Source organism: Clostridium sp. UBA5119 (assembly GCF_002414285.1).
GTDB lineage: Bacteria > Bacillota > Clostridia > Clostridiales > Clostridiaceae > Clostridium_J > Clostridium_J sulfidigenes.
The window spans coordinates 1-347 of record NZ_DHYX01000086.1; the positions used below are offsets into that span (position 1 = coordinate 1).

Genomic DNA, 347 nt, shown 5'->3' on the forward strand with positions numbered 1-347 from the left:
TTCATAATGTATAACTATGGTGGAGGAATAATGAATTTAATAGTAGCAGGACTGGGTATACTACTAGTTGTTTTAATAGAAGGAATTCCTGTTTTGATTTCAACAATACTAATATTAATTAGTGCAGCAGGTATATTTGCAGCCCTTACTAACATAATCCCTTTAAAAATTGGAGGAATTTCTAATGATGGATATAATGTTATATCCATGTTGAAAGATGAAGATGCAAGAAGAGGGTTTTATTTACAGCTTAGGGTTAATGGATTACAATCACAAGGAATGCGAATTAAAGATATGGAATTGGAAGAATTTAAGTTAAATGAAGGAAGTAACTTAGTGAATCCACT

1 pseudogene is annotated in these 347 nt (G+C 30.8%); it reads left to right on the forward strand.

The window, feature by feature from the left end:
- Positions 1-30: 30 nt before the first annotated feature.
- A pseudogene (locus B2671_RS13650) lies at positions 31-347 on the forward strand (hypothetical protein); the annotation flags it as partial.